Origin of the sequence: Gilvimarinus xylanilyticus, assembly GCF_024195295.1 — a bacterium.
In the GTDB taxonomy this organism is placed as follows: Bacteria; Pseudomonadota; Gammaproteobacteria; order Pseudomonadales; family Cellvibrionaceae; genus Gilvimarinus; species Gilvimarinus xylanilyticus.
In genome coordinates, this window is the sequence record NZ_JAMFTH010000003.1 from 149,656 (window position 1) to 173,634 (window position 23,979).

Annotated in this window: 12 protein-coding genes and 1 pseudogene; 9 read left to right on the forward strand and 4 right to left on the reverse strand. The window is 50.2% G+C overall.

Features of this window, described 5'->3' with window-relative positions; genetic code table 11:
* The first annotated feature begins 1 nt into the window (after position 1).
* The 5 genes from M6D89_RS11220 (at position 2) to M6D89_RS11240 (ending at position 7,923) form a co-directional block, all read left to right on the forward strand.
* The gene (locus tag M6D89_RS11220) at positions 2-1,192 is read left to right on the forward strand and encodes a BamA/TamA family outer membrane protein (RefSeq protein WP_253968165.1); all 1,191 of its coding nucleotides are present in this window, start codon (positions 2-4) and stop codon (positions 1,190-1,192) included.
* 926 nt (positions 1,193-2,118) lie between these two features.
* Complete coding sequence (locus tag M6D89_RS11225; protein WP_253968166.1) at positions 2,119-2,745, forward strand: hypothetical protein; 627 nt, start codon at positions 2,119-2,121, stop codon at positions 2,743-2,745.
* 5 nt (positions 2,746-2,750) lie between these two features.
* On the forward strand, positions 2,751-3,995 hold the full coding sequence (locus M6D89_RS11230; protein WP_253968167.1) for a flagellar assembly protein T N-terminal domain-containing protein: 1,245 nt from the start codon (positions 2,751-2,753) through the stop codon (positions 3,993-3,995).
* 34 nt (positions 3,996-4,029) lie between these two features.
* On the forward strand, positions 4,030-5,223 hold the full coding sequence (locus M6D89_RS11235) for a BaiN/RdsA family NAD(P)/FAD-dependent oxidoreductase (RefSeq protein ID WP_253968168.1): 1,194 nt from the start codon (positions 4,030-4,032) through the stop codon (positions 5,221-5,223).
* 1,221 nt (positions 5,224-6,444) lie between these two features.
* Positions 6,445-7,923, forward strand: a complete 1,479-nt coding sequence (locus M6D89_RS11240; RefSeq protein ID WP_253968169.1) for a right-handed parallel beta-helix repeat-containing protein — start codon at positions 6,445-6,447, stop codon at positions 7,921-7,923.
* A gap of 165 nt (positions 7,924-8,088) precedes the next feature.
* Here the strand turns inward: M6D89_RS11240 and M6D89_RS11245 are convergent, their stop codons facing one another.
* On the reverse strand, positions 8,089-8,418 hold the full coding sequence (locus tag M6D89_RS11245; protein ID WP_253968170.1) for a phosphatase PAP2 family protein: 330 nt from the start codon (positions 8,416-8,418) through the stop codon (positions 8,089-8,091).
* Positions 8,419-9,822: 1,404 nt separating this feature from the next.
* Here M6D89_RS11245 and M6D89_RS11250 point away from each other — a divergent pair.
* Complete coding sequence (locus M6D89_RS11250) at positions 9,823-13,302, forward strand: polysaccharide lyase family protein (protein ID WP_253968171.1); 3,480 nt, start codon at positions 9,823-9,825, stop codon at positions 13,300-13,302.
* 555 nt (positions 13,303-13,857) lie between these two features.
* On the opposite strand, the pseudogene M6D89_RS11255 reads toward M6D89_RS11250, so the two are convergent.
* A pseudogene (locus M6D89_RS11255) lies at positions 13,858-14,941 on the reverse strand (IS3 family transposase).
* Positions 14,942-15,192: 251 nt separating this feature from the next.
* Positions 15,193-18,093, reverse strand: coding sequence for a TonB-dependent receptor (locus M6D89_RS11260; RefSeq protein WP_253968172.1), 2,901 nt, complete (start codon positions 18,091-18,093; stop codon positions 15,193-15,195).
* 374 nt (positions 18,094-18,467) lie between these two features.
* Here M6D89_RS11260 and M6D89_RS11265 point away from each other — a divergent pair, with 374 nt between their 5' ends.
* From M6D89_RS11265 to M6D89_RS11275, 3 genes are read left to right on the forward strand one after another with little or no spacing between them, the layout of a single operon-like run.
* On the forward strand, positions 18,468-19,970 hold the full coding sequence (locus tag M6D89_RS11265; RefSeq protein ID WP_253968173.1) for a glycosyl hydrolase family 28-related protein: 1,503 nt from the start codon (positions 18,468-18,470) through the stop codon (positions 19,968-19,970).
* Positions 19,967-21,313, forward strand: a complete 1,347-nt coding sequence (locus M6D89_RS11270; RefSeq protein WP_253968174.1) for an alginate lyase family protein — start codon at positions 19,967-19,969, stop codon at positions 21,311-21,313. Before M6D89_RS11265 ends, M6D89_RS11270 begins: the two co-directional genes overlap by 4 nt.
* The gene (locus tag M6D89_RS11275) at positions 21,301-22,527 is read left to right on the forward strand and encodes an alginate lyase family protein (protein WP_253968175.1); all 1,227 of its coding nucleotides are present in this window, start codon (positions 21,301-21,303) and stop codon (positions 22,525-22,527) included. The genes M6D89_RS11270 and M6D89_RS11275 overlap by 13 nt, the downstream gene beginning before the upstream one ends.
* A 221-nt stretch (positions 22,528-22,748) precedes the next feature.
* Here M6D89_RS11275 and uxuA read toward each other — a convergent pair whose 3' ends face one another.
* Positions 22,749-23,930 (reverse strand): mannonate dehydratase, encoded by a 1,182-nt coding sequence (gene uxuA, locus M6D89_RS11280; RefSeq protein ID WP_253968176.1) that lies wholly within the window; start codon positions 23,928-23,930, stop codon positions 22,749-22,751.
* Between the last annotated feature and the right edge of the window lie 49 nt (positions 23,931-23,979).

Here is a 23,979-nt window from a genome sequence, read left to right on the forward strand (position 1 = left end):
TATGAAGCTCCCAGCCCCCATCAAAGCAGCAACCCTGTTGCTCGCCTGCAGCGCCTCGCAGTCTTACGCCATCAGCGAAGAATTTATCGACCCCGAAGACGGCATGCTGGATGCCAGCCAGTTTTTAAGCCAGCACATGCTGGGCTTTTTGCCCGTGCCCATCATTATTACCGAACCGGCCACTGGCAATGGCCTGGGGGTTATGGGTGTGTTTTTCCACGAGTCCGAGGCACAAAAGCAAGGCAAACAAACCACCGGGATCATCCCCGAAAACATCAGCGTATTAGGCGCGGCGGCCACCGAAAACGGCAGTAAATTTGGCGGCGCCGGGCACATGGGGTTTTGGCGCGGCGATACCATTCGCTACAAGGGCGGCATAGGTTACCCGGATATGAATCTGGATTTTTACCGTATCGCCAACGTCGATTTGCAAAACCCCATTGAGCTGAACGTAAGTGGCCCGGCCATACTGCAAAAACTCACCTTTCGCCTGGGCGACAGCAAATGGTTTGCGGGCTTTTACCAAACCTATCAGCACATGGAAACCAAGCTCGCCGAGGATATTAATATCGACCTGCTGCCCGACGATGAGCTGAACGAAAAAGTCGAGGCGTTTTTGCAAAACCGCCTCAACATCAGCGAAGACACCTCGGGCCTGGGCTTGATTCTTGAGTATGATTCGCGCGACAACCCCATGAACCCCGAGGCCGGTTACAACTACCGCGCCCGCGCCGTGCGCTTTGACGACGCCATTGGCAGTGATTTGAACTACACCCAGTATCAATTTACCGGGCTTAATTACTGGAAGCTGAGCGACACCTTCAACCTGGGCCTGCGCCTGGATTACCAAAGCGTGGAGGCCGCCAGCGGCGAAACCCTGCCCCCCTACGCCCTGCCCGGCTTGCGCATGCGCGGTGTGCCCGCCGCCCGCTACCAGAATAACCAGGCCTTTATCACCGAAATTGAAGCCACCTACAAACTGACACCACGCTGGCACCTTAAAGGCTTTGGCGGCGCGGGCTTTGTCGCCGACAGCTGGAGCAACCTAACCAGCGACGCCGAAGACGTAGAAAGCTACGGCACCGGGTTTCGCTACCTGATCGCCAAGCGCTACGGCTTTACCATGGGCGTGGATGTGGCCTGGGGGCCGGAGGAGTCCGCTTACTACATTCAAGCCGGTTCCAGTTGGTAAGCCCATGGCCAAAGGCAAACTGATTCGCTGGAACGAGGCTGCTGCTTTCGCAACACATTGCTGAAATTGAATTTCAGCCTTCAATATGCCCGTATCGCCGGGCGTTGCGAGGTACTTTTGGTCTTGGCCAAAAGTACCCAAAAGCCGCGCCCCAACATCTGGCCCTGCGGGTCCCCTCATTCCAATCGATTTTAGCGGGCCGTATCGATAGGCCGTCCGTGGCCTAGCGATACTTGCGCAAACGTCCTGTTCGCTTACCCGCTAAAATAGATTTCCATTCGGCCTGGATGTAAACGGGGCAAAAAAGCACTTCGTAGCACGCACTTGTTTGGTTTAGTCGGAAGCGGGGCGAAACCCCCAGACGGTTCTACGCTTTCAGCTCTGGTTAAAAGTCAATTTCTCCCATAACTGAGTCGAACATGTGTCCGCTACGAAGTGTTGCTTTTGGCCCCGTATATCCCGCCGAACGGAGGCCTGCTTTTTGGGGGTACGCGCACAGGACGTGCGCACAAGCATCGACAGGCCATGGACAAGGTGAATTGCGCAGCAAGAGAGGGTGCCCTGGGGTACGGCCTGTCGATGCGGCCCTCAAAAACAGGCTGGAGTGAGGGAACCCGCAGGGCGGGATCTCCGGGGTGAGTTTCTTGGCTACTTCTTTACTCATCTAAAGAAGTAGCTCGCCCGCCCGGCGATACGGGCTTATCAAACAAGAACCGGGCTTCAGCATGAAGCCAAACAACAGCTCCCCTAACCCAGGCAACCTTCTCACGCACCTTGTTATCGCCAATGACATAAACCCCAACCCACAACGGTTGCCCTGGCATAAGCAGCATTCGAGTAACAGATGGCTTTTCAACGCTCAGCTAAACAATTTCGACCTCTGGCCGATAGAGGTTCTATCAACGACCTAATGATAAGGACTTTAAATGCCACGCCGCCTTTTACTTGCCACTGCCTTGTTAATTTCCAGCCTTTTAACAGGCTGCGGTATTATTGAATGCCAAATTTGCGGCGGCTATGACGCCGACACCAGTGCCAATGCATCGGCCCACACCAGTGCGACCGCCAGCGCCCATACCACGGTGGGCACCGATTACCCCGCCCCCGTGACCATTACCGCCACCGGCTATGGCGCTCTGGACCCGGCGCTTGCCAGTAACCCACCCCAGCAAGAGTTGATGGCTCTGCGCGCCTCCGAGGTGGAGGCCTATCGCACCCTGGCCGAGCGAGTACGTGGCGTAGAAATTACCGCCGATACCCGAGTCGCCGACTTTCTGACCGCGCACGATCGCATTTTCGCCTTGGTAGATACCTTTGTACTGGCGAAATCCCGGGTGATCAGCCAGGGGGTGAATCGCAGTGGTTACTTTGAAACCACCGTGGCACTCAGCCTGGATACCGACTTTTACCGCGACCCGGTCGCCACCATGGAGGCGGAAGTTAACAACCCGGTAAGCAAAAGCCAGACTTTAAGCCCCGCGCTGCCGCGCACGGCCTCGACCAGTGCCGTGCATTTTGACACTGGCGCCTATGCGTCATTCACCGACAGGTAACCCCCATGAAACTGCCGCAATCTATTCTGTTTGCCGCCGTATTCATCAGCTTGGCCCTGACCGCCCAGGCGGAGATGATTATTGCCCAGGGCAAGAGCGCGATTAGCAACGGCGACCTTACCCGCGCCCGACAAGAGGCCATAGACGATGCGGCGCGTACGGCCTTAATGCAGGCGGGCTTTGATTTAAGCAGCAGCACCGATGTGGTTAATGTAGTGGAGGTAAACGACCGGATACAGGTTAAAACCCACGGCCAGATTCACAGTATGAATGTGATCAAAGAAACCCGCGCACAAAACACCTACACGGTTACCGTAAAGGCGGATGTTGAGCAGGCCAATGCGCACTGCCCCAGCCAGCGCTACAGCAAAAGCCTGCTGGTTACCGCGTTTGCCAACGCCGCGCGGGATTCGCAGCGCGTGGGCCAACTGTACGACACCCAAACCGAATTAAGCCGCACCCTGGCCGAGCGTTTGTACCCGCAGTACAACCTGGAGATACAAGCACAGCCCGAGCTGACCCTGGCGAGCGAAAACCGTCTGCTGCACAACGACTACGAAGTCTTTAACGCCGTGCAATTGGTGGCCAGCCAGTATCAAACTCAGTATGTGGTGACTGGTATTATCGAAGATATGTCCATGGCAAGCGCTGACTACTACCGCCAAAACGCTCTGGGGCGCGGCACCAACCGGGTGACCAGCACCCTAAAAAGCTGGGTGGGGGCCGAGCGGGACGACCTGCGCGAGCGCCATTTTCGCTTTCGCCTGATGCTTCACGACGGCGTGACCGGCACCCGCATTTTTGACCAGACCTACGCCACCCGTGGCCTGTGGGAGCTGGACTACGCGGCCCAGACCAACTTTGCCAGCCCGGCGTTTTGGGATACCGACTATGGCCAGCAAGTAAGCCAGCTGGTGGACTCGGCGGTCAGCGATATCAGCGAAAAAGCCCTGTGCCAGCCCTTTATGGCGCCCCTTAAAGTCGCGAGCGGAGATCAATCGGTGTATGTGCTCGCCGGTGCCAACAGCGGCGTTAACGTGGGCGACACCTTTGAAGTGTATGCCGAAGGCCAGGCACCGTTTACCAATATTGAACACTTTGGCACCATGGCCCTGGCCCCGGTCAGCTATAAAAAGCTGGATGTGACCCAGGCCAAACTGCAAATTACCCAGACCTACCCCGGCTACAGCGTGGGCAAGTTTGACGCCCCCCTGCACCCCAATCTGCGCTATATGGCCGTCGCACACTGATGTATCATGCCCGCTTTTGCGGGCATGATGTTGTATGAACCACTATGATTGCGTGATTATCGGCGCGGGCGCCGCAGGGCTGATGTGCGCCGCCACCGCCGGTCAGCGCGGGCGTAAGGTTGCGCTGTTAGATCACGCCAATAAAGTGGGCAAAAAAATCCTGATGTCCGGCGGCGGTCGCTGCAATTTTACCAATTACGATATCAGCGCCGAGAACTATCTGTCGGGCAACCCGCATTTTTGCAAATCCGCACTGTCGCGCTATACCCAGTGGGACTTTATTGCCCTGGTGGAAAAATACGGCCTCGCCTATCACGAAAAAACCCTGGGACAGCTGTTTTGCGATAACAAAGCGCGCGATTTGCTAAACATTTTACTGGCCGAGTGCGACAAGGGCGGCGTGGATATCCGCACTCACACCGAGATTTTCCAGGTAGAACAAGCCCCCACCGGTGGCTTCTCGCTTACTACCAGCGCGGGGCGCTACGAGTGTCAGTCGCTGGTTATCGCCACCGGCGGGCTTTCTATTCCCACCATGGGGGCGACCGGTTTCGGCTACGATATAGCCAAACAGTTTGGCCACACCGTAACCCGCCGCGACGCCGCGCTAGTGCCCTTTACCTTTAAGGGGCCGTGGCTGGCCCTGACACAAAGCCTGGCTGGGGTTGCCGTGCCGGCGCAAGTTAGCTGTGCGGGACAAAGCTTTGCCGAGGCGCTGCTGTTTACCCACAAAGGCATCAGCGGCCCCGCCGCCTTACAAATTTCCAACTACTGGTATCCGGAAGACTCCATTACAGTGGACTGGCTGCCCGGTGTGGATTTACCGAATCAATTAAAACAGTGGCGCCAAAATGCCGAGAAGGCTTCGCTGGGCACGCTGCTCAGCACTTACTTACCCAAGCGCTTTGTGGTGCAATGGCTGGAATTTCACGATGAAAAAGAACTCTTACAGAAACCTTTAGCCGACTGGCGCAACCGGGATATAGACGCACTGAGCGATATCCTCCAAATGTGGCAAATGCGACCCACCGGCACCGAGGGGTACCGCACTGCAGAGGTCACCCGAGGCGGCATCGACACCGACGATGTCTCCTCCAAAACCTTTGCCAGCCAAAAAACACCGGGGCTGTATTTTATCGGCGAGGTGCTGGACGTTACCGGCTGGTTAGGGGGCTACAACTTTCAATGGGCCTGGGCGAGTGGCTATTGTTGCGGCAATCATGTGTAAATGAACTGAAAGAATTAAAACGAAGACAGTCTGAACAAAACGAAGACATACTTTTGGCTCTATTTTCCGTATACCTTTGATTTTAATAAACAAATCAAATGTCTTCGTTTGGGGGCTTCGTTATTGAGCTCAAAAGCACCCCCGACCATCTCCAGCAATTACAGATTATTGATACCTATTCTTATATAGAGTCTAGAGCTCTCAGGACTAACAACGAAAGGAGTTTAAGAATTACCAAAGAGTACGAGGCTGAGTCGACGCCTGGTGACGAGGCGAGAACAATATTACTTGCAGTAACTCAGACCTAGACTGACATGTGCTGGGTGACAAGCGGATAACTGTCAGATCAAGGCTGAGTACTTCATACCATAACGGCTCATTAACTTACGGCAGGCGGCAATCTCGCAATTGGCATGATGGTAAATATGTATAGCAAGGGCCCGCTGCCAGCGTTCGAACATCCAGCGAATAAACGCTTTAAACACGGCTGTTACTGGTCGGCACTGTGAGCCCAAAAATCTTTAAAACAACACTTAACTGACTTGTTAAAGCAGATGTTGCCTCACAGGTATTCCAACCCACCATCATCTAGTGGATGCTCTTCAATATCAAAGAACACATCCATGGGTGAAACGACTCCTTTTCCATCCGTTAATTACCCACAATTACCTCTACTTAGTGTATTTACACACAACAGAGATAATCGCGGATAATTTTTAACCGCCACATAGATTATTGCCCGCCCACGAACCTGAGCCCTTTTCTTGACCACTTTAACTCGACTGATCCGAGCGCTGCAGGGACAAGTCCCACGAGGCTTTGCAACGCTCAGCCGCCCACCCCCAAATGAAAGCTCGATTAGGTCACAAAAAACGAGCAAATAGCACGCTTTACCGAAAATACCTAATCTGAGACTTCGATAAAACACGCTGAAAGTGGCAGTTAATAGATTTACACGAAAACGTAACTCATTGAAAAAATTAAATAAATATCCCATACCACACCCGATGAATATTAGCCGGGCGGGTGAGTAGACCATTCATTAGTGAACCACTATACAAAACCATCGGAACAAATTGACACGCATCCGTTGACGTACTAGCCTTACTTTGGTCTTACCATTAGGCCACCTTACTATATTTGAATTTGCACCAACTTTTGGCGCAATTTTAATCAAATAACATAAAAAACACTTACCAATTACCCTCCATGGAGGCACTAATGAAGAATCAACACCATAAAAATATGACTTCGTTACAACTTCTCATCGCTGCTACCGCATTAGTTAGTACAGCCAGCTTTGCAGCCACCCTTCCGGTTTATAACTCAGTAGAGCTCCAAAATGCGCTAAAGAGCGCAAGCCCTGGCGATGAAATTGTGGTTCACGCGGGCTCATATACGGGCAACAGAAGTACAAGCGGTGAAGGCCGAGCTCATTTTTTCAGTGACAAAAGCGGGACTGTCAATTCCCCGATTGTTTTGCGTAGCGCTTCAGCCTCAAGTAAACAGGTACTAAGGGGCGATAATGTTGATACAGGGTATGTTCTTTTGCTCGAAGGGGATTACTGGGAAGTTAAAGACCTTAAATTTACCGGTGCACAAAAGGGGATCATGCTCGAAGGGGCGAATCACAACTTAATCGATAATGTAGAAGTTTATAACGTAGGCCAGGAAGCCGTGCACTTTCGCGACAGCAGCTCTTACAACAAGCTGACTAATTGCTATATTCACGACACAGGCAAGCGCGAGGGTAAAGAAGGCACCGGTGAAGGGGTGTATGTCGGCACTAATAACGGCCATCAAGAATCGCCACCCGACAATAGCGATTACAATACCATCGGTGGCTGCACTATCGGCCCCTGGGTTACTGCCGAGGCTTTTGATGTTAAAGCGGGCACTACCGGGACAGTCATAGAGTACAACCATGTAGATGCCCGGGGTATTGTAGGCACATCTGCGTCACCACAGGCTGACAGCTTTGTGGACTTGAAAGGCACCGATGCTCTTGTACGCAATAACGTTATGGATTACATGGGTGATAACAATATCACTCATGCAATTTACAGTTACCGCGAGCACACCAGCTCAAATATCTACGATAATGAATTTAACCTTCCTTTTTCAGCGGGAACCTTCCGGGCGCAAGAGCCTACTATGCACATTTCAAACAATCAGCGTTTGGATGGAGGCACAACACTAGTATGGAAAGAATATCAAATCAGAAATATTGATTATTCTTTGGATCAATCTATTGAGCAGCCCAATAATGGACCTTATTCCTGTTTTGATGAATTAAACGGATCATGTGGAGGAAGCCCAAGCAGTTCGAGCAGCAGCTCTTCCAGCTCTCAGGCATCATCGTCTTCCGACTCAAGTAGCTCCAGCAGTTCTAGCAGCTCCAATAGCACGTCAAGTAGCGCTAACAGTTGCGATCAAGTTGCGATGGACGAGAGAACTGAAGTTGAGCTTGGCGCTGCCAGCTGTGTTTCCTTCCCCGAAAACCTGCAAGGCAGAACTCTGCAGGTATGGGATAGCGATGCAAACAGTCAATGTGATTTCCGAGGCAACATTCAGGACCAGTCGGGCTCGGGACAACTTGATGTTACCGGGAACTACGCTTCGTCCAATAGCTTCTCCGGTAATACGCTTTTCATAACACCCAATAATGGATGTCAGTTTCTTAAGGTTAGAGTCTATTGATTAGGTAATCTCTCTTTCGAAATCCGTGTAACCTCAACGAGCATAATGGCTTGCGACCAGGCCTTTATGCTCAAATCGATTTTGGTTTACAGCTCAGGCCCCTCCAATCCACATTCAATCGCCGGAAAATATTGTTTGCACTAGATTTACGGTTTTTCGAGCGACCTATTCGCCTATGAAACGTCCTCGCAGATCATCCACCGGCGGGTGGATACCACCCCAGATTCTTGACAAACTGCATTGATCGGAAGCGTCCCGGTATGTTGCCCACCGCAGGGTAACATCAGTGCTGGGCCCGCGCTCAAAGGCGAGAGATGCATTCTTTGGTGCTTCAAACGCACCCATACCGCCCGGGAAGTACTCACTTCCGGTTATCGCGGTTAACACCACAGCCGCCGCACGGGAAAAAGTAGAGTAATCCGACATATAGCCGTCAAAGGGCGAAATGACAAAAATGGCCGTTGGTAAGACCACCAGTTTTCCACCAAAATCCATCCAACCTCTGCAATATCGATTTGCGGCGATTCAATATAGTCTGGATCGCGCCCGCTATAGAGCTTAACTTTACCGCTATTCTATGGCTGATTTTCCGCAAGCGGATCCCACTCCATGAGCTTATATTTTGAGGAAAGCAGTTCAGAATATGGCTGCTGGATATATCACACAATCTGTTTTTGTGGGGAAGTTGCGCCTATTTTATAGACGGGCCTCTTCTGTACCTTTTTGTCAGATCGTTGCTCTACAAAGACTTTAAGCTGCGGCGTGTACACCTGCTTCACGCCCTGCCGGTCGCACTTTATTTCTTTCACATGCTGATATCGTTTTACCTGCAAAGTTACGAACGCCGTGAGATGCTGGTTGAAACACAGCATATCGCGTACTCAGCGACCTATTTGTACTTTGATGCTGCGAGGCGCTTCATTCGCGCTATTTACGCACTGCTGTGTCTCAAGCTGGCTTAAACTTATGGAGAACAGCTTAAAAACGTGTTTGCCAATCTGAATAAGCGCGATCTCGCCTGGCTAAAAGTTATGCTGTTGGGCTTTTTCCTGGGACGCGGTCTTGCTAACACTTAAGCTATACGGTTATGCCACCGATAATGTCAACCTGGACCTATTCAATATCGTGGGTTTATCAGGATACTATTTAACGTTTTTTATGCTGAACTTGCTGATTCGGTTAAAATTCACGCTCTTTGCCTCAGTGGCCGCAATCGACGAAACGATCCACCAACCACTAAACCCGTAAAGTCTTCCAGTTGAAAATAAGGCTTATCACGAAGAGATCAAAGAAAACATGCTTCGGACGAAAATTTATACCCAACCGGACATTACTATTGATCAATTGGCAACCACGTTAAATCTCTCGACTAATCGACTGTCTCAAATCCTAAAGGAGGACTTTCACGTCAATTTTTACGAATTTATTAATAGTTACCGTATAGAAGATGCAAAACAGCAATTAAGGGCTCCTGCCGGCGCCAACAAGACCATTATGTAAACCTATTACGAAGCTCGTTTTAATAGTAAACTGGTTTTTAATACCTTTTAAAGGTAAAGAAGGCTGTACACCAAGCCAGTACCGAAACCAATAGAAGAAAATTTCATCAACTTAATAGCCTGAACAACCGCTACGCTCCCCCTGTAGCTACCCCCTTGTTCCGTCCTTGATGTGAAACCATCCCTAAGCCAATCCTGCCGCAGCTCCATATGCCTTCAATTGACAGCGCATCATCGGACAAGATCAAACGTTTCTTTCGCGCTATTTTACGGCCGGAGAGCATCTAAACTTAGCAGAACAGCCATCTGGACTTACCAGTTGACAGCATTACCAATAACAAGAACAATGGGAAGTGCAAAACTAATTGAACCAAACCAATAATAAACAGAGGTGCCCCCTATGACGCCACGCAAACTATCAACCTTAATATGTTTTTCCGGCCTGCTTACCGCCTGTGGAGGTAGCGACCTGGGCCACGACACACCAACGCCGGGCTCTGACCCGGTATCCAGCAGCTCTTCCAGCTTGGATATTAGTTCCAGCAGCTCATCGAGTAGCGAAATATCCAGCAGTTCGTCCAGTAGCGGCAGTACCGTTACCCCCGAGAACCCATCAGTGCGTCAGGGTTTCTTTATCGACAGTGTGGTGGCCAATTTGCGTTACCAGACCGAATCCGGTGTTGGCTACACCACAGCGGATGGCCAATTTAATTATCTGGCAGGTGAAATGGTGACTTTTTCGATTGGAGACCTAACCTTCCCGTCCGTTAAAGCTCAACCCACGATAACGCCCCTAACCCTGGCTGGCACCGATGACCCCAATAATACAATCGTTATCAATATTGTTCGCTTGCTGTTGTCACTCGATCAGGACAGCAATCCGGATAACGGCATTACCATTGATGAGCTTGCCCACGGCGCGGCCACGGCGGCGCTCGACTTTTCATTAGACCCCAGCGCCTTTGCGGAATCTTCTGCGGTACTCAATTTACTGAGCGCCTCGGGCTCCAGCAGTATGACGCTCGTTCCTGAAAGTGAGGCTTTCAGCCACTTCCAAAATACATTGGATACTCAGGTGAATCACTCGGTGGTAGCCTCGGCGGACGGACCGGGTGAAACTTATGAATTGTTTGACGAGGTCTTCGGCGGCAACGCCGTGGAGAGCCCCGTATGTGACCCGGCAACGGACTCTTTTGGACCGCGCATTACCGAGGTGATGGACGAGACGCTGGAAGAATACGTATTTGCTTTCCACTTATTACGAGATGTGGACGGAGATCGCTGTATTGATTCAATCACCGACCGTCAGCGTATCGAGGTGAAAACCTATTCTGCCTCGCCCGCCGATCGCGTCGCCACTGAAGGGGAAATTCATACCTACCGCTGGAAATTTAAACTCGACGATGGGTTCCAGGCGTCATCATCGTTTACCCATATCTTTCAGATTAAAGCGGCGGGCGGTGACGACAGCATGCCCATCTTAACCCTTACTCCTCGCGCAGGTTCGCAAGATCAACTTCAGGTTTTGCACGCCGGCAGTACCGAGCTTGGCGCTACCGAAGTCGCCACGGCCGACTTGTCGGAATTTAGAGGACAATGGATTGAAGCCTTTGTTCGAACCAAGAATACTGATAATGGTAGCCTGGAAATTCGTTTAAGCACACTCAGCGACAACAACACCTTAATTGACTGGAGCGACAATAACATCGACATGTGGCGGGAAGGCGCCAGCCTTAATCGCCCCAAATGGGGACTTTATCGAGGCCTAAACAACAGCGATATGTTGCGCGATGAAACCATTTTTTTTAACGATTTCTGTATTGCCGAAAGCACCAATATCTGTGCTTCAGACGTAAGCGATGACAACCACGGCGGAGGCAATGGAGACGGTGATGATGGTGACAGCGAAACACCTATCAAAGATGGCTTTGGTTTTGAAGCAGAGGCTGTAGGGCAAGCTCCCGTTGAATTTGATATTGAAGGCGACATTATCGTGTCCGCCGAGCAGGCGCGCGAAGGTATGCAGTCGGCGAAGTTCAGCCACGCCTCAGAGGGGCAGGTACGGATGCGCCACAATTTTGGTGCACAGCCCACAGGCTCACTTAAAACGTCCATCCTGATTCCGGAGAATGTTGGTGTCGACAGCTTAATCACGGTGTATGCCGAGACGTATAACTCAGCCAATCGCGCAATTGACCTGCTGTTTAAACCAGACGGTACACTGCGTCGCAGAGAAGGCGGCAGCCAGATTGATTTGCAAGCCTATAATTTTAATGAGTGGCTAGATATAGAGTTACAGTGGCAAGATTTGGCGCAAAGTAATGAATACACACTCGTTATCAACAACCGTGTTGTCGGAACCTTTACCGCGACCACTCCGGGTCTGACGCCTGAGAGAGTTGAGTTTAAATTTGGCGGTAACAGCAGCGCCATCAGCAATGAATCTATTTATGTAGATGCCGTTACCATCTCTGACACCGTCACCGGCAACCAGGGAAGTAGCTCCTCGATTTCCAGTGCCGCCTCCAGTAGCAGCGAAAGCAGCCAGTCCTCAAGCACAGTAATCAGCAGCTCTTCAAGTTCGCTAAACACTAGCAGCTCCAGCTCAGAAGCATCAAGCAGCTCCAGTTCTGTGACATCCATCAGCTCAAGCTCGGTCGCATCCAGTAGCTCAAGCAGCTCTGTCAACAGCACTGGTTTTGCCGTGGGCCAGGTAAACAATCCCGATTTTGGTTTCGAAACCGATGCTTTTGATGCGCCACCAGCCGACTTTGATAGCGAGGGCTCCATCGCGGTGGCAAACGACGTTGCCCGCGAAGGTACTCAGGTAGTGAAACTTACCCACCCTGTAGAAGGGCAGGTAAGAATGCGCCGTGAATTCGGATCAAATGACAGCGGTACGATTAAAGCTTCGCTTTTTTTCTCTCCCGAAACCGATCAGGATTCTCTTGTTACGCTTTATGCCGAAGAGTACAACTCAGCCAATCGCGCTATCGACATTATCTTCAAAAGTGATGGCAGTGTTAGACGCCGAGAAGGTAGCGAGCAAGTAGATATCATGAACTATGATCTGGGCGGCTGGATTGACCTGGAGATTCAGTGGGATAACTTATCCACTAGCAACGAGTACGCACTCGTGATCAATGGCATCAACGTGGGCACTTACGCCGCTGCAACATCTGGTTTAACACCAGAGCGAGTGGAATTTAAATACGGCGGCAACAGCAGTGCCGTAACCACAGAGCCTTTGTACCTGGACGCTATTTCAATGCCCAAACCCGAAGCCGGCGGTGGCGACCCCGAAGAAGGCAACACCTACTCTTTTGAGGAAGATACTCTCGGTCAGGCACCAGCTGATTTAGAAAACGATGCCGACACTCCAAGCCATGTACAAGTCAGCAGCGATCTTGCCAAAGACGGTACTCAATCCGTTAAGCTGTCCCATCCGGATGAAGGTCAGGTAAGGCTGCGCGCCAATTGGGGTGCTAAAGACACAGGCTCTGTCAGTGCAGCGGTGTACATTCCAGCCGCAAACACGGCTGATGTGTTGATGACGGTGTACGCCACAACATATAACTCCGCCAATCGCAGCATGGATATTATTCTCAAACCAGATGGTGATTTAAAACGCCGCACGCAGAGCGGTCAAGAAGATACCACAAGTTACAACTTTGATGCGTGGAACACCATTAAACTGAGCTGGACAGAAATTACCACCAGCAATGAATACACACTGTGGGTAAACGGGGTTAATCAAGGCACCTTCCCCGTTGCCACACCAAACCTTACCCCCGAGCGTGTCGAGTTCAAGTTTGGCGGAAACGCCTCTGACACCTCTCCGGAAAGTGTATATCTGGACAGCGTTGTATCCTTCGAGTAAGCGTATAGCACTTCCAAGGTTGAAGAATACACAACTTCCTATGCCCCCTCTCTATGAGGGGGCTTTTTTATCTGTAACTTCCCCCAACTTGCACCCCATCGCTTATATCTCGGCAATAAATCTACCGATACAATATTGCGCACAGGGAAAGGCCAACACCGGTTCTGACGAATGCGGACCTTTCAAACCCAGCAGCTCCGCGACCACATCAAAATCGTCCCAAGCCACTCGGCGCTGATTTTTAATTGTGTCAAATCTTACGGACAACGTTCAAATCATTCTGGAACCTATTTAAAAAATTCAGACTACCAAGGAATTTTAACACTAATTTAATGCCCCTTCAGGAATCCTGTTTTGTTACCATATAGGCGACTTGACTGAGTTTGGTTATTGTAAATAAGCGAACGGCAACCACGGTGGGAACATCTCTTATTTCAAAGCTGGGACTCAGTCCTTCGGCTGGCGGCTAAACAACCCGCCTCTCTGGTTCATCTGCATGGATTCAGGTGAGGGAAGGTAATCCCCCCATTTTTAACCGAAGCTAAAAGTAGAAGGCTATGCGGCTAACGCCAGTTTTTGTGTTGGCGTTATGCCACCCAAGGCCATGTTCGGCCTTTCGTTGTTATAAGTCCACAACCGATTGGTAGCGTGTTGCTGAACCTCTTCGATGCAACTGAAGAGGTATTGCCCCAGCCAGTCATAGCGAACTGTGCGGTTGTAGCGTTCGAGATAAGCATTCTGCTGTGGGTTGCCGGGCTGGATACACTCCAACTTAACACCACGGTTTTCCGCCCAAGTCGCAATGGACCGCTAATGTACTCGGGACCGTTGCCACAACGTAGCTGCTTGGGCTTGCCGCGCCATTCAATGATCTGATCCAAGGCGCGTATTACCCGCGCTGCCGGTAAGGAAAAGTCCACTTCGATCGCCAAGCCTTCACGATTAAAGTCATCAATCGCATTGAATAGCCGGTAACTTCGACCACCTTCAAGCTGGTCGTGCATAAAGTCCATTGACCAGCAGTCGTTCACAGCCTCGGGACCGATAACGCTTCCGGTTTCTCTCTCACAAGCCGCTTCTTCGGCTTGATGCGGAGATTAAGTTCCAACGCCTTGTATATCCGGTAAACACGCTTGTGGTTCCAGCCATAGCCTTTGACGTTCCTCAGGTACAGATAACAGAGCCCAAAACCCAGTTGCGCTGATTATGGGTTAACCGGATCAACCAATCGGCAATCTCGGCGTTTTCGCTGCTGAGTGTGGGCTGATAGCGGTAGCAGGTCTCACTGATACCAACGGCCACACAAGCCACACGTATACTGGCATCTTTGTGCTTAACCGCATCCTGCGCCACCTCGTTGAGCCGAGATGGCTTTACCACTTTTTTGAAGCGCTTTCTGAACAATCTCGGCCTTCAGGCGCTCTTCAGTGTACATCTTCTTTAAACGCCGGCTCTCTTCCTCCAGCTCGTTGAGCCCGGCCATAATGTTAGCGTCCATTCCACCGTATTTGTTGCGCCATTTGTAGAAAGTGGCAGAGCTCATACCGTGCTCACGACACAACTCTGGAACCGGAGTTGCGGCGTCAGTTTGCTTAAGGATGGCCATGACCTGGCTATCTGAATACTTCGATTTGTTCATGCAGAATCTCCTGCGCAAATGATACGAGAAAACTCTACTTTTGGCCCCTGTTAATTTCCGGGGGGATTACCGGGCGAGAGCAGGGTGCGGTAAGATTTTTTCGTCGTTCATTTGTAATAACCAAACCTCCAACCCAGTCGATCAATAAATCAGCGGGTACCAGCGTTTCATCCAGACAACAAAAAACGGGCGACTTTTCCGTCGCCCGTTTTCAATCAACGCAGTAGAAAAGACTCTACATAGGTGAGGTTTTATAGCTTATACCTTAAACCCAGAAAGTATTTGGTGCCGCTATACTCTATGCGGTTAAACGCATCTTCGGCCACCCGGTACTCAACATAGGGCTCGTTGGTAAGGTTGAGCGCCTGAAACTTAACTTGCAGGTTCTTGGTCAGCTTGTAAGCCAAAGAGAAATCAACCGAGCTAGTGTCATCCACAAAGCGATTGGTTTGCCCAAAATCACTGCCAAACGGCTTCAGGTAATCTGAACGATACTTATAAGAAACACGGGTGGTAAATCCGTAATTCTCCCAGTAAACCTCTGTGTTGTAGCTCTCTTTGGAAAAACCAGGCAGGTTCGCGGGATCGATGACAACATCATCAGTCATCTCCGAGCCATTTTCGTAGTAATTAAAGTCGGTGTCAGCCAAGTTGATACCGCCCATTACACCCAATCCGTCAAACGGCTCGGGCAAGTGCGTAAAGCCATGCTGCACGCTCAGCTCGATACCGGAAATGCTGGAAGACTCTGAGCTGTTCTGGATCAGGCCGTTGACATCCATCGTGATCAACTCACCATTGATGTTAAACGTTTCCTGAATACTGGAGGGGTCGGCAACCTGCAAGCCAGCGTCAAAGTCTTTGTAGTACAGCGCCGCCGAAAGCATGGTATCTTCACGCGGGTACCAGGATAGAGAAAGGTCGTAGTTAAGTGACTCTGTCGCCTCCATGTTTGGATTGCCCAACGCGGTTGCAGTACCTGCCGCAATGGCATCCTCAAGGCTTGGGAATTCTTCTTCGCCATCACCCAAATCCAGATCGCGCCCGGCTCCCATCCACCACATATCCGGACGAGAAATTGCCGAGTACACCGCCGCTCGCATCTGCAAGGTCTCGGTTAAACCAAAGTTTAAATTCAAACTTGGCAGCACATTCACATAGCTATTGGTAAATACTTCCTCACTCAAGGTACCCGCAACCGGCTGGAAGGTGTAACTGTCATCGGATACATCGTCGGGCGTTCCGGCGTCATTTTCTACAACATTGTAGTCCTGCCGATAACCAATAGACTCAATACTGGTTTCAATAACCCGAATGCCAAAATTACCGGTCACATCAACGTTGCCTAACTGGGTCGAAAAGTTAACTTTGGCAAAAATCGCGCTGATGTCTTCGGTTAGGTTAATGTCCGCACCGCTTGGGTCTTGCGGCGATAGAGACCAGTCTTCGGGGCCCCACATCCGCTCAAAAGCGCAGAGCGTGTCGTAGGTAGCCCACTGATTAAAACTGCTGTTTGCATCTTCACCATAACCCTCTTGCGGGTAGGGTGTTGCGCAGTTCTGTTCGATGGTAAAAATATCGGCAAAATTCGTATCCGTGTATTCGATACGATCTTCATCGTAGTTGTTATGCTCGTGAGTAGAGACGCGCACACCACTTTCAAACGATGTAAAGAAACTGCCATCCAGCTCGTATACCGCACCCAGAGCCAGAGCGCTGATGGTGTCATTCACTTCTAACTCGCCATAGCGCGCGCGCTGGTTGGCATCGTAAAAGCTGTAATCATTCAGCAAATTATTATCAATGCCGGTGCCCGCGGGATCTTCCGGGTCTTCATACACAGACACCGATGGGTAATTACTGTTGCCTTGATTGGTAAAGTCGTACCACAGGCGGTCCGAGCGGAAACGAGTCTGCCAGGTTTCCTGATAGCGAGTAGTATCTGAGTAGGAAAGATCCGCGCTAAGCATGAGTCGATCAGTCGCATTCCACTCAATATTTAAACCGCCACCCACATAGTCTTCGTCGCGCTCGCGGTACTCACCGTAGCTGCTGATACGCGACTCACCAGTGTAAGAAAGCATCGCATTTTCTTCGTTAGTCGTCCAATTGCTGATGCGACGACGGCCATCATCAAAGTAGAGGTCGTGCCGATCTTCATAGTAAAAACGATTCGACCATTGACCATCTGCGGTAACATTCCAGTCTTCGTTAGGTTGCCATTGCAAAGTCGTCATTACCGCGTCACGCGATTCTTCAGACTCCATCTGGCGGAAGTAGAACGAGTTTGGGATGAAATAATAATCACCATTGGCACTGGCACCACCACCGGCTGCGGCGTTATCATCGCTCCAAGAGCAGTTACTCCCGCCATCCAGGAACCTGTCTGAATTACAGTTGCGCAGGGTAGAGCTAGTATTGTAGCTCTCTTCGGGCGTTGATGATTCGTGCCCTGCATAACCAATAGCAAACCCAATATCACCAATACCCGTTTCAAACGAATCCGTATAGGATACCGATCCGCGATAGCCAAGACCGTCATCATCATTTAACTTGGCATCGTAGTCGTTATAGTTGCCCTTAACTTCAGCCTGGAAACGGCGTTTGCCGTAATCCAAAGGACGAATGCTTTGCAGATTAATTAAGCCTGCAACACCGCCTTCAACCAGATCGGCCGACTGTGATTTATACACAACCGCACCATTCACCAGCTCTGATGGAAACTGCGAGAACGCCACTGAGCGGTTACCACTGCCTGAAGAAATTTCACGGCCATTGTAGGTGGAATAACCCAGAAACGGGCCAAGGCCACGCACGGATATTTCGCTTGAATTGCCTTTAAAACGATCACCCGTGACCCCCACAATACGCTCAAGAGTCTCGGCCACTGACAAGTCGGGTAACGCTCCCATCTCGGCGGCGGAAATCACATCCACAATGGTTTCAGCATCGCGCTTGATTTCGATGGAGTTACGCATGGTGTCACGAAACGATCCGGTTACCACCACCTCTTCAAGTTGCATAGTGCCATCATCATCTTGGGCTAAGGTAACCTGGGGTTGGAACAGGACTGATGCTATAGCGACCGAGAGCATACTGCGGGCGCCAAGTAATGAAGGTCTTGCCTGTAATGACTTACTCAGGGAGCTCATAATTTCTCCTACCATTTATACTTTATATTTGATGAGTCGCTGTCGACTTGAGCTGAAGTGCGTCACAAACCCTACGGCCTGCAAAAAACGCAATGCAGAGTATGAATCAAGTCAACACGATGGTAAAGTGGTATTACCACTTAGACAGTGTTTTAAATATTTTTACATAGTGTAGATATCCGAGGTCAAATCACATGAATCGTCGAGAAAATAAACATAAAGCTTTAGAATCATGGACTTACAGATCATTGCGTGGAGCGGCCGGAATAGCATTGTTGACAGCTTCACTATTAAACCAGGCCGCTTCAATTGAAAATTTAAATGCCTCAGTTCCCAATTATTCGTTCGCAGGCTACAAAAACGGGCAAGCACCGTTGCAATTCGCAACCACCAACACCCTTCTCGTCACCGATTTCGGCGCAAAAGCCGACGATGGTAAAGACGACACTGTGGCGTTTCAGCAGGCGCTAAAGGCCGCCAACCAGTCGGCTTCCGCGGTTCTACTGAAGATTCCGGCGGGTCGATTTATTCTTAGCGATATTCTTTATCTTGAGCGCGACAATCTTATTGTGCGCGGCGCTGGCAGCAAAGCCACCACGCTATATTTTCCGCGTCCCATGCGCTACTTGCCTGACCCGCCTGAGCTGGCTGAACTGCGACAATACCTTACGGAAATGAACAAGAGACAGCGTGAAAAAGACAATAATATTGACTTGCCTTTCTCACAGTATTCCTGGTCGGGTGGATTTATCTGGTCTCGTATTGAAGGCGAGCGGGTAAAACCTTACCTTGAACAATACGATCAACCCGCCAAAACCCTCGCCCGCCCCATACAAGGCCAGCAGGGCGACAATCGACTCGTGCTGGATAACGCTAGCCCGTTAAGCACAGGGCAAATAATCAACATTAACTGGTACAACAAAGAGGGTAAAGATTCACCTCTGTTAAAAACTCTCTACCCCGGCATTGAGGTCAAGGGCAGTCATCACTGGAACTTTCCCGAACGGCCGCTGGCCTCACAAACCTCTCGCATTGCCGCCATTGAAGGTAACACCCTGATTCTCAATGACGTACTGCTGCACGATATTCAGGGCCACACCACCGACATTACGCAAAAAGAGTATTTGCAAAATATAGGCATTGAAGAATTTTCCATTGAATTCCCACCGTCGGCATACATCGCCCACCATGTTGAGCAGGGCTTTAATGCCATTTATTTAACCCGTCTGTTTGATGGCTGGGTGAAAAACATCGACATCATTAACGCAGACAGCGGCATACTCACTGAAGAAACCGCCAATGTCAGTATTAAAGGCATCACTACTAAGGGCGTTCATCAAGCCCATTACACCGTTGCTATGGGTGATACGCACAATATTCTGACAGAGAAGCTCAACGTAAACAGCAACGCGATTCACCCATTGAGCTTCAACACTTTTTCAACCAAAAGCGTGTATTCCAACTGCACAGTTCATCACGGTCCCATACTCGACCAGCATTCGGGCGCCAACCATCAAAACTTGTTTGATGCCATAACGGTTTACGCCAAGCTCAATGAAGGGCAACTGGCAAAGCGCCACTACCCATTGTTTAAAGGTGGCGGTGCGGGCTACTGGAAGCCCACCCACGGGGCAGGCAGCACCTTCTGGAACATTAACGTTGTATTTGAAAACGGATTGGATGCGGATACGCCGATCACTCTTTACGGCGTCGATGACGGTCCCGATGCGAACTTAATTGGCGTGCACGCCAACACCCAGGTTGATATTGATTACGGCCCCAATGCCAACATTCAAATGCAAAATCAACGCATAGAGCTGGCGCCTTCGCTGTATCAATACCAATTAAACCAGCGTTTGCGGGGAGATGCCCCTTGAGTCTGACAACAATTAAAAAGTCGATATCGACGCCGCTGAGTATGGCAACATTTGCTATCTCTGCGCTCGCACTGGCCACGCTAGCGGGCCACAACAGCCGGGCCAACACGCCCTCAACACCGCAGCCTGCTTCGGACTTGAGCTCCCAATGGCAACAACAGGCGCAAGAACTAACACCGCGTGAAGCCCCCGCTCTCGCCTGGGCGCTTGCCCAGTTGACGGACAATGCCGACAAACTTGTGGCAAGCCAGGAAACCTATAGCGTTACTTTTAACACCGCCACGCCCCCTAGCGGCAACCCGCGTGACTATACCAGTACCGGGCCTTACTGGTGGCCAAACCCCGCTACCGATGATGGCCTGCCCTGGGTGCGAAAGGACGGCGTTGTAAACCGGCAGGTGCGAGGCAGACAAACCGATTCAAGCGAGCTGAATCATTTTTCCCTGGCCACGGGCACACTCGCTCAGGCCTACGCATACACCCAGAATGAAGCCTACGCACGAAAGGCGGCGGAGTTGATGGAGGTTTTTTTATTCGACACCACCACTGGCATGACACCCAATTTTCGTTATGCACAGGCTATACCCGGCATTACCGATGGCCGCGGAATAGGCATTATTGAGTCGCGAAAATTTATTAGTGTGATCAAGGCCCACACCCTGCTTCAAAATTCAAGCATCTACCGACACCAGATTGCGGACAAACTTAACAATTGGATTGCCGCTTATCTGCAATGGCTGCTAACCAGCCCCAATGGCATTGAAGAATCACGCACACACAACAATCACGCCAGCTTCTATGATTATCAGATCGCTTACTTTGCACAATTTATTGGTGATCACTCAACGCTGTATAAAGTGCTTGATAAGCTGTATAAAAAGCGTATCCAGCCCCAAATAGAGCCAGGTGGCAAACAACCGCACGAGCTGGAGCGAACTCGCCCCTACCACTACAGCGTGTTTAACCTCGAAGCATTTTGGGGGCTTGCCCTTCTTGCCGCTGATGGCGGCCAGCTCGATTCAGTTCTTGGCCCCAGTCATCACAATAAGCAAGTGCCACTGATGGTTCAGGCCCTGGATTATGTTAACCAGGCGCAATTCAGTCTGCTGGAACAAAGCAATTACGCCTCAGACAGTGTTAGCCGGGAACCCCTTATACAGGTGAATTTAATTGCCGGCTACCTGTACGACCAACGCTTCAAAGATTACGCCAAGCAGCTCATGCTGAAACACGGCGAGTACGATTGCGCGTTGATCTACCCGGTTCAAATTAACTATGCGACAGATTCAAGTGCCGCAGGCGCAAAAAAAATTGATAAAGGTGACGGTTTATGTCAGTTATAAAATATATAAGCAAACGCGTAAGCGCTGAAATTATTGTGCCACTCGGCGCACTGGTGTTATTGCTCGGCATTGCTTCTACATATGCGGCCACTAGCGCGCAGGACACAGAAACCAATTTACCAGCGCAAGTTATTAATGCCGAACGCAGCCGAATTCTGGAAAAGGCACAGAATTATTTATCTCAAATACCGTCCACAGTGGTCGATTACCACTCCCCCAGAAGCTCTGGTAATGCTCACGAGTTTTACTCCGAAGGAGACTACTGGTGGCCAGACCCAGACAACCCCGACGGTCCGTATATCCGTAAAGACGGCCTATCTAATCCGGATAATTTTATTCAGCACCGCCTACAATTGATCGCTCTTAGCGATCTGGTCGGCACATTGGCATCAGCGTATCTGATTGAGCCAGACACCAAATACCTAAAAAAAATAGACATTCATCTTAACGCCTGGTTTGTCAATGAAGATACGAAAATGGCACCGCATCTCAAATTTTCCCAAGCGATTAAAGGCCGCAACACCGGTCGCAGTATTGGCATTATAGATACCATTCATTTGACCGAAGTGGCGCGCAGTATTTACCAACTAGAAAAACTGAAACCGGGCTCTTTAACCAGCGCACCAGAGACGAAACAATGGTTTGCACAGTATCTGCAGTGGCTGGTGACTTCAGACTTCGGACAAGCTGAACGTCAACACCCCAATAACCACGGAGTTTGCTGGGCTATGCAAGCATCCGCCTTTGCACAGTTGGTTGGTAATAATTCTTTACTGGAGGACATTCGAGACGACTTCAAGGAGGTTTTCATCAAGAAAATGATGGCTCACGATGGCTCTTTCCCTGCTGAGCTTGCTCGGACAAAGCCTTACGGCTACTCTCTATTTGTCTTGGATGCCATGGCTACCACCGCAACAATTATCAGTACCAGCGAGGATAATTTATGGCTCTATACCGCCTCTGATGGTCGGGGAATGAGACGTGCAATAGATTACATGCTGCCTTATATCCAAAACAAATCCAACTGGCCATTACCACCTGATGTTCTGCACTGGAATGATTGGCCGGTTCGCCACCCCGCGCTATTGTTTTCCGCACTGGAGTTTGACAAAGAACAGTATTATATGACTTGGAAAGATGAAGAAGCAGATCCTAAAGAATACGAGGTGTTACGCAACTTACCTGTACGTCATCCACTTATCTGGCTCAAATAGATAATCGACCAAACTCGGATCAGGTAACGGGAAAATCAAATCGCTTGCTAGACTTGTGTTTCACCTCTGAGCCGCTCCTGTCACTCCAGCTTGCCTTCTCTTGAGAGGAATCGCGAGAAAAATACTAACGAAAAAGAGGATACCTTGATAGGCGGAAAGATAATATGAGCTTAAAAAGGCCGGCGGTGAAGCCGCCGGCATGTCAATATAGACAAGGAGGTTTAGGGATTCAATTGACTTACAGCGTGAATAACACCGCGCAGCTCGGCCAGTCCACGCATCCGGCCGTTGTAGGAATAACCTGGCTTAACACCTTCGGCTTTTTCTTCATCGACCATTAAGTGACCGTGATCGGGACGCATAGGAATAGAAACCATGCTCTCTCCGCTTTGTTTACGGCGACGCTCTTCTTTAAGCAGAGCATTGATGAGCCCCACCATATCGTTATCGCCATCCAAGTGATCCGACTCAAAGAAAGAACCATCTTCTTCACGTTTTACGTTACGTAGGTGAACGAAATAGATTCGCGAACCAAACTCTTCTGCCATAGCCACTAAGTCATTATCGCAGCGAGCGCCATAAGACCCTGCACACAAAGTAAGACCGTTTGCAGGACTATCGACAGTAGTCAATATTTTACGGGCATCGTCTGCGGTAGAGACCACTCGTGGCAAACCGAACAAAGAAAACGGCGGATCATCGGGGTGAATACACAATTTCACGCCAGCTTGCTCTGCAACGGGCACCACTTCTCTCAGAAACTCCATAAGGTTATGGCGTAAACCTTCGGTGCCCAGCGCTATGAACTGCTCAATCGCAAGCTTGATTGACTCTCGCGTGTAAGACCCTTCTCCTCCAGGCAAGCCAGCGATAATATTTTTCTCTAACAAGAGCTGCTCGTGCTCGCTCATAGCCTCGAATCGAGTCTTGGCTTTGTCAAGAACCGCCTGAGTGTAATCGGACTCTGCGTTTTCGCGTTTAAGTATATAGACGTCGTAGGCTGCAAAATCGGTAATCTCAAATCGCAGAGCTTGGCTACTGTTAGGTAAACGATAACTGAGATTCGTTCGAGTCCAGTCCACTACCGGCATGAAGTTATAACACACCGCTGGAATACCAGCCTTACCAACACTTTTAATAGATTCTTTGTAGTTTTCTATCAACTGCTGGTAATCGCCGCTGCGAGTTTTAATGTCGTTATGCAGTGGAATGCTTTCTACAACATTCCAATCCAAACCCGCTGCCTGAATTAGCTCATTGCGCGCTTTAACCTCTTCCTCAGGCCAAACTGCACCTGTGGGTATTTCATGCATAGAGGTAACAATGTGGGTTGCCCCTGCTTGCTTAATCTTTGCTAGCGATATGGAATCACTTGGCCCGAACCATCTCCAAGACTCTTGCATCTTTACATTCCTAACTTAATTCGCGGCGACGACTTTAGATCGCCCTAAC

What these genes read in the sequence shown, in the direction of transcription:
- M6D89_RS11250 (WP_253968171.1), top strand. Translation starts at nt 9,823, where the DNA reads ATGACGCCACGCAAACTATCAACCTTAATATGTTTTTCCGGCCTGCTT.
- uxuA (WP_253968176.1), bottom strand. Translation starts at nt 23,930, where the DNA reads ATGCAAGAGTCTTGGAGATGGTTCGGGCCAAGTGATTCCATATCGCTA.
- M6D89_RS11235 (WP_253968168.1), top strand. Translation starts at nt 4,030, where the DNA reads ATGAACCACTATGATTGCGTGATTATCGGCGCGGGCGCCGCAGGGCTG.
- M6D89_RS11245 (WP_253968170.1), bottom strand. Translation starts at nt 8,418, where the DNA reads ATGGATTTTGGTGGAAAACTGGTGGTCTTACCAACGGCCATTTTTGTC.
- M6D89_RS11230 (WP_253968167.1), top strand. Translation starts at nt 2,751, where the DNA reads ATGAAACTGCCGCAATCTATTCTGTTTGCCGCCGTATTCATCAGCTTG.
- M6D89_RS11220 (WP_253968165.1), top strand. Translation starts at nt 2, where the DNA reads ATGAAGCTCCCAGCCCCCATCAAAGCAGCAACCCTGTTGCTCGCCTGC.
- M6D89_RS11260 (WP_253968172.1), bottom strand. Translation starts at nt 18,093, where the DNA reads ATGAGCTCCCTGAGTAAGTCATTACAGGCAAGACCTTCATTACTTGGC.
- M6D89_RS11275 (WP_253968175.1), top strand. Translation starts at nt 21,301, where the DNA reads ATGTCAGTTATAAAATATATAAGCAAACGCGTAAGCGCTGAAATTATT.
- M6D89_RS11225 (WP_253968166.1), top strand. Translation starts at nt 2,119, where the DNA reads ATGCCACGCCGCCTTTTACTTGCCACTGCCTTGTTAATTTCCAGCCTT.
- M6D89_RS11240 (WP_253968169.1), top strand. Translation starts at nt 6,445, where the DNA reads ATGAAGAATCAACACCATAAAAATATGACTTCGTTACAACTTCTCATC.